Origin of the sequence: Paraplanobispora siamensis (genome assembly GCF_016863175.1) — a bacterium.
GTDB lineage: Bacteria > Actinomycetota > Actinomycetes > Streptosporangiales > Streptosporangiaceae > Planobispora > Planobispora siamensis.
Map to the genome: position 1 here is coordinate 1 of NZ_BOOJ01000113.1, position 6,972 is coordinate 6,972.

The following is a 6,972-nucleotide window of genomic DNA, read 5'->3' on the forward strand; positions in this document are numbered from 1 at the left end:
GGTGCCGGAGACGCCCTTGACCTCGGCCCGGCCGCCGAGCTGGCCCTCGGTGCCGACCTCGCGGGCCACCCGGGTCACCTCGTCGGCGAAGGCCGACAGCTGGTCCACCATCGTGTTGATCGTGTCCTTGAGCTGGAGGATCTCCCCCTTGACCTCGACGGTGATCTTCCGTCCCAGGTCGCCCTTGGCCACCGCGGTGGCCACCTGGGCGATGTCGCGGACCTGGGTGGTCAGGTTGGAGGCCATGAAGTTGACGTTGTCGGTGAGGTCCTTCCACACCCCGGACACGCCCCGCACCTGCGCCTGACCGCCCAGCCGCCCCTCGGTGCCGACCTCGCGGGCCACCCGGGTCACCTCGTCGGCGAAGGCCGACAGCTGGTCCACCATCGTGTTCACGGTCAGCTTGAGCTCCAGCAGCTCACCGGTGGCCTCGACGGTCACCTGCCGGGTGAGGTCCCCGCGGGCCACCGCGGTCGTCACCACCGCGATGTCGCGGACCTGGGCGGTGAGCCGGGCGGCCATGGTGTTGACGGCCTCGGTGACGTCGCGCCAGCTGCCCGACATGCCCTGGGCCTTGGCCCGGCCGCCGAGGCGGCCCTCGGTGCCGACCTCGCGGGCGACCCGGGTGACCTCCCCGGTGAAGAGCGCGAGCTGGTCCACCATGCGGTTGACGGCCTTGCCGGTGCGCCGCAGGCCCCCGCGCAGGGGGCGGTTGTTCTCCTCCAGGTCGACCCGCTGGCTCAGGTCGCCGTCGGCCACGGCGTCGAGCACGCGGGCGGCGTTGGCCATGGGGATGACCAGGGCGTCTATGAGGGAGTTAGCCGACTCCACGCAGGTCACCCACCCCCCGGTGCCGGGACTGGCGGTGAGCCTCTCGTCGAGGTGCCCCTGCCGGGCGACCTCGCGGCGGACCCGTACGAGCTCGTCGGCCAGGTGCCTGTTGCGATCGGCCACCTGGTTGAACAGGGTCATGATCTCGGCGAGCAGGCCGTCCCCTCGGGGGGCCAGCCGGGTGCGGAAATCGCCGTCGCGAAGCCCGGCGAGACCGACGAGGAGGGGACGCAGATCGGATTCGGGCAGCCAGTGCCGATCCGGAGACGAGCCATGGCCCGCCGGGTCCGGATGGGGGGACTGCCCGGCTGTTATGAGTTCCATGAGGTCTTCTCGATAACTCAGCGCACGTGAACCTCGTCAGTCTGTCACTGTGTCAGTGAACATGTGTGCACATCGAGTGATGTTCTAGGGAGGAGAAGTGGAGGACCCACTTGTCGCACGCGCCCTGTTCGATCACGGTTCAGGTGCGCCGTCCGATGCCCGGCGCTTCGTCGCGCATGCGTTGACCCGGTGGAACGTCACAGAGAAGATCGACGACGCGGTCCTGCTGACCAGCGAGCTCGTGACCAACGCCGTGATCCACGCCGGGACCGGGGCGGAGGTCGTCTGCCGGCTGGACGGGGCGCGCACCTCCGTGCAGGTGGAGGTCGAGGACCTCCATCCCGGGCGGCCCGTCTCCGACGCCCCGCCGCAGGACCTGCCGCCGCAGGACCGGGTCAGGGGGCGCGGGCTGGCCCTGACCCGGCTGATCTCCGACTCCTGGGGCGTGACGTACACCCGCACCGCCAAGCGCGTCTGGTTCCGGCTGGACCTGATGCGCGGCGGGGTCGACGCCGGGGTGCGCTCGGCCGGGACCGTGCCGGCGGACCTCACCGCTCCCCTGAACACGCTGCGGATCGCCGTGGCCGCCGTCGGGCCCGACCGCACGATCATCCACTGGGACGACGCCGCGCACGCCCTCCTGGGGTGGAGCGCGCAGGAGGTGCTGGGCCGGGACTTCGAGGACCTGATCGAGTGGCCCGACGACCACGCGCTCTCCTTCGGCGAGGCGCTCGCGGTGGGACGCTGGCAGGGATGGTGCGCCGTGCGCGACCGCTCCGGCCGGACGGTTCCCCTGTTCGTCTCCCACCTGCGCGCCGAGGGGGCCGCCCACGGTCCGCGGACCGTCTGGCTGATGGTCCCCCGGCAGCACGAGTACGTGCTCACCGCCCCCGCCGCGCGACCGCGCCACCCCGCCGCCGCGGACGAGCTTCCCGGCCACCGGGCGCTGCAGGACGTCCTGGCCGACATCGGGCACACCGACGCCCTTCTCGACCGGGTGGCCGAGATCGTGCTGGGCATGGCCGACGGGGACGCCTGCCACGTCCTGCTGCCGCACCAGGAGACCGGCCGCCTCGGGGTCGCGGCCATGGCCGGCTCGGCGCCGCGGCCGTCCGCGGACCTGCCCTCCGAGGGCCTGTTCGACACCGCCAGGGCGGCCGTGCGCCCCTTCGTCCTCGACGACGCCCAGCCCGGCCAGACCGGCCTGGACGGCGACTTCCGGAGCCTGGTGTCGGTCCCCCTGGTGACGGACGAGCGGGTTCTGGGCTTCGTCGTGGTGACCGCCTCGCGTGCCGGGGCCTTCGACGACCGCGTCGCGGCGGGGCTGCAGCGCGCCGCCCACCGGATCGCGGCGGCCGTGGACCGCGCGCAGCTGGCGGAGGCCGAGCGGGCCAGGCGCGGGTGGCTGACGTTCCTGGCCGAGGCCAGCGACCTGCTGACGGGCATCCTCGACGAGAACCTGGTGGCGGTCCTGGCCACGCAGCTGCTCGTCCCCCGGATCGCGACGTGGGCCGCCGTCTATCTCGTCGACGACTTCGACCTCCGGCTGGCGCACGCCTGGCACGCCGACGAGGAGCACAACGAGATCCTGGGCACGCTGCTGGCCAAGCAGTCCCCGCCCCGGGCGCAGGGCAGGTGGGAGTGGCCGGCCGGGCTGGAGGGGTCGGGCGCCGTGCTGGTGTTCCCGATCACGGTCGGCACCACCGGGATCGGCCGGCTGGTGCTGGGCCGGCGCGACGCCGACGGCCTCACCGGGGAGATCGTGCGCCTGACCGAGGACCTGTGCCGCCGCCTCGCCCTGGCCGTCCACATCGCCCGGCAGTACAGCAGGGTGGCCTCGACCTCGCACATCCTGCAGCGGAGCCTGATGCCGGTCGAGATGACCGAGATCCCGGGCGTCAGCTGCGCCGTCGTCTACGAGCCCGCCGGGGAGGGCAGCGAGGTCGGCGGGGACTTCTACGACGTCTACGCGGCGGGCGAGGACCGGTGGGTCTTCGCGCTCGGCGACGTGTGCGGCAAGGGGCCCGAGGCGGCCGCGGTCACCGGCCTGGCCCGGCACGCCCTGCGTCTGCTAGCACGTGACGGGTACGGCCCAGCGGCGATCCTGAACCGCCTCAACTCCCTCATCCTGGAGGACGACGGCCGCAACCGGTTCCTCAGCATGGTCTGCGGGGAGGTGCGCGCCCGGCCCGGCGGCGGGGTCAGCTGCATCCTGTGCTGCGCGGGGCATCCGCCGCCGCTCATGATGCTGCCCGACGGCATCGTGCGCGTCCCGGCGTCCTCACAGCTGCTGGTCGGCCTGCTCGACGGCGAGGAGTTCTTCGAGGAGGGCTTCGACCTCGAACCGGGCAGCACGCTGCTGTGCGTTACCGACGGCGTCACCGAGCGGCGCTCGAGCGGCCGGCTGCTCGACGACGACGACGGGCTGACCCGGATGCTCTCCCGGTGCGCGTCCATGCCCGCCCGGGCGATCGCCGAGCGGCTGCGTCAGGCGACCCTGGACTTCTCTCCCGACCCCCCGCAGGACGACTTCGCCCTGCTCATCCTGCAGGCCGTCACGCCGCGTCGTTGAGCCGCCGGGCGCGCCGGGCGTCGGGGGCGTATCTGACCGGCTCGGGGACCAGCCCGATCCCCGTGTGCAGGGTCTTGAGCGTGGCCGTCGCCCACAGGTCGCCCAGGGGCGTGGCGGGCAGGCCGTACATCCTGCGCGCCCATCGCGGCAGGGTGGCGAAGGCCAGCAGGGTGAGCGCGGGGAAGATCGGCTTGAGCGGGATGAGATAGGCCGGCAGCGGGGCGTTGAGCGACTGGCGCAGCGGGTGGGTCGCCTCGGGCACCAGGCGCAGCCCGGGACGGCACGCCTCTATGTAGTCGCGCATCTCCCCGACCGAGCCGGGGACGTCCTCGGGCGCGAGGCCGACGACCTCGGCGGCGCGGCGCCACTCGGCCACGAACCGGTCGGCCTCGGCGTCGGTCAGGCGCACCCCGGCGCGCCGGGCGACCGACAGGTAGGAGTCGACCTCGCCGACGTGCACCCAGCGCAGCGCGTCGGGTTCGTCCAGCCGGAAGCGCTCCCCGGTGTCGGGGTCGAACGCGGTGAGCTTGGAGTGGATCTTCCGGACCCGGGCGCCGGCCCGCGCGACCTCCGCGCTCGTGCCGTAGGTGCGCACCCGGACGAACTCGGTGGTGCGCGTGAAGCGGGCCCATGCCTCCGACGGGTCCATCAGCGCGGAGTTCTGGATGACCCCGCGCATCGCCCGCGGGTGCAGCCCCTGCATCAGCAGCGCCCGGAAGCCTCCCACCAGCAGGATCGGCTCCCCCATCACCCGCCACGTCACCGAACCCGGCCCGAACAGCCCGTGGTCCATCGGCCACCTCCTCGTAAGTGGGTAATTACCCTACCGAGGCGTACTCACACCCACGTGCTCTCCGTTTCCCTGTCGCGGACCGAAGGTTTGCCCAGGTCCAGACCGGATCGATCCAGCTCCTGCGCCCACGGCCCGCGGGAGCCTGCGGCTCAGACCTTGGCGGCCAGCTTGCGCAGCTCCTCCACGGCGCGGGCGGGCTCGTCGGCCCCGTAGACCGCGTTGCCGGCGACGAAGACGTCGGCCCCCGCCTCGGCGCAGCGTTCGATGGTGTCGGCCGCCACACCGCCGTCGACCTGGAGCCAGATCTGCCCGCCGTGCCGCTCGATGAGCGCCCGCGCCCGGCGAATCTTGGGCAGCACCACGTCGAGGAACTTCTGACCGCCGAATCCGGGCTCGACCGTCATCAGCAGCAGCATGTCGATCTCACCGAGCAGGTCCTCGTACGGCTCGACGGCCGTGGCCGGGTTCAGCGCGAACCCCGCCCGCGCCCCGGCCGCGCGGATCTGCCGCAACGTCCGGACCGGGGCCTTGGCGGCCTCGGCGTGGACGGTCACGCTCCCGGCTCCCGCCTCGGCGTAGGCGGGGGCCCAGCGGTCCGGGTCCTCGATCATGAGATGACAGTCCAGCGGCAGGGACGTCGCCTTGAGAAGGGACTCCACGACCGGCAGGCCGAGCGTCAGGTTCGGCACGAAGTGGTTGTCCATGACGTCCACGTGCAGCCAGTCGGCGTTGGACACCGCCGCGGCCGCCTCGGCGAGGCGGGCGAAGTCGGCGGACAGGATGCTGGGCGAGATCTGTACGGCCATGATGGTCCGAGTCTATTGGTCGCCCCGTCCCGGGGCCGGAGCCGGGTACGGCGCGGGTCCGAGCCGGGGCGCGGTCGTGCCGGACACGGGTCCTGCGGCGGGCGGCCGGTCAGGGCTGTCCGCGCAGACCAGGTCCGTCAGTGGCCGCCGGACAGTTGACCGGCGAGGGTGCCGTGGAGCCGTGCGCTGGGTTCGTTGAGGCCGATCACGGTGACCGTCTTGCCGCGGGCGGCGTACTTGGTCGTGACGGCGTCCAGGGCCGCCACCGAGGAGGCGTCCCAGATGTGGGCGTCGGACAGGTCGATGACGATCTCGTCGGGGTCGCCGACGTAGTCGAACTGGTAGACCAGGTCGTTGCTGGAGGCGAAGAACAGCTCGCCGGTGACGGTGTAGACGGCCCGGGTGCGGTCGGGGCCGGCGACGGCGGTGACCTCGGCCAGGTGGGCGACGCGGCGGGCGAAGATGACCATGGCGGTGATGGAGCCGACGACCACGCCGATGGCCAGGTTGTGGGTGACGACCACGACGGCGACGGTGACGGTCATGACGATGGTCTCGCCGTACGGCATGCGCCTGAGGGTGGCCGGGGCGATGGAGTGCCAGTCGAAGGTGGCGAAGGAGACCAGGATCATGACGGCGACCAGGGCGGCCATCGGGATCTGGGAGACCCAGGGGCCGAAGACGATGCACAGGATCATCAGGAAGACGCTGGCGGTGAAGGTCGACAGCCGGGTGCGGGCGCCGTTCTTGACGTTGATCATCGTCTGGCCGATCATGGCGCAGCCGCCCATGCCGCCGAACAGGCCGGTGACGATGTTGGCGATGCCCTGGCCGATGGACTCGCGCGTCTTGTTGGAGTGGGTGTCGGTCAGATCGTCGACCAGCTTGGCGGTCATCAGCGATTCCATCAGCCCGACCAGCGCCAGCGCCAGGGCGTAGGGCGCGACGAGGGACAGGGTGTCCAGGGTGAAGGGCACCTGCGGCAGGCCGAAGCCCGGTAGCGCCGAGGGCAGGGCGCCCCGGTCGCCCACCGTCGGCACGGCCAGGCCCGCGCCCAGGGTGATGGCGGTCAGGATCGCGATCGACACCAGCGGGGCGGGCACCACCGTGGTGATGCGGGGGAAGAACACCATCAGGGCCAGGCCGCCGGCCACCAGCGGATAGACCACCCAGGGAACGTCGAGCAGTTCGGGCACCTGGGCCATGAAGATCAGAATCGCGAGGGCGTTGACGAAGCCGACCATCACGCTGCGCGGCACGAACCGCATCAGTTTCGCCACGCCCAGGGCGCCCAGGGCGATCTGGATGAGACCGCCGAGGATGACCGCGGCGATGAGATAGGCCAGGCCGTGCTCGCGGACCAGCGGGGCGACCACCAGGGCGATCGCACCGGTGGCCGCGGAGATCATCGCGGGGCGGCCGCCCACGACGGCGATGACCACGGCCATGGTGAAGGAGGCGAACAGCCCGACGCCGGGGTCGACCCCGGCGATGATGGAGAACGAGATCGCCTCGGGGATCAGGGCGAGCGCGACCACCAGGCCGGACAGGACCTCGGTGCGGGCGACCTTCGGCGACAGCCAGGCCGGCCGGGAGGCGGGCAGCAGACGGGCGGCGGACAACGGACTCGGCACGACAACGTCCTT

5 protein-coding genes are annotated in these 6,972 nt (G+C 72.3%); 1 reads left to right on the forward strand and 4 read right to left on the reverse strand.

What is annotated here, in order from left to right; genetic code table 11:
• On the reverse strand, positions 1-1,155 hold a 1,155-nt coding region (locus tag Psi01_RS42520), incomplete at its 3' end, for a HAMP domain-containing protein (protein ID WP_204069891.1).
• Between the two features lie 97 nt (positions 1,156-1,252).
• Here Psi01_RS42520 and Psi01_RS42525 point away from each other — a divergent pair.
• On the forward strand, positions 1,253-3,727 hold the full coding sequence (locus Psi01_RS42525; protein WP_204069892.1) for a SpoIIE family protein phosphatase: 2,475 nt from the start codon (positions 1,253-1,255) through the stop codon (positions 3,725-3,727).
• Here Psi01_RS42525 and Psi01_RS42530 read toward each other — a convergent pair.
• The 3 genes from Psi01_RS42530 to Psi01_RS42540 form a co-directional block, all read right to left on the reverse strand.
• Positions 3,711-4,520: an oxygenase MpaB family protein gene (locus Psi01_RS42530; RefSeq protein WP_204069893.1), complete on the reverse strand. Its 810-nt coding sequence runs from the start codon at positions 4,518-4,520 to the stop codon at positions 3,711-3,713. The genes Psi01_RS42525 and Psi01_RS42530 overlap by 17 nt on opposite strands.
• Before the next feature lie 149 nt (positions 4,521-4,669).
• Positions 4,670-5,326: a ribulose-phosphate 3-epimerase gene (rpe, locus tag Psi01_RS42535; RefSeq protein ID WP_204069894.1), complete on the reverse strand. Its 657-nt coding sequence runs from the start codon at positions 5,324-5,326 to the stop codon at positions 4,670-4,672.
• 137 nt (positions 5,327-5,463) lie between these two features.
• On the reverse strand, positions 5,464-6,948 hold the full coding sequence (locus Psi01_RS42540) for a SulP family inorganic anion transporter (protein ID WP_204069895.1): 1,485 nt from the start codon (positions 6,946-6,948) through the stop codon (positions 5,464-5,466).
• Positions 6,949-6,972: the final 24 nt, after the last annotated feature.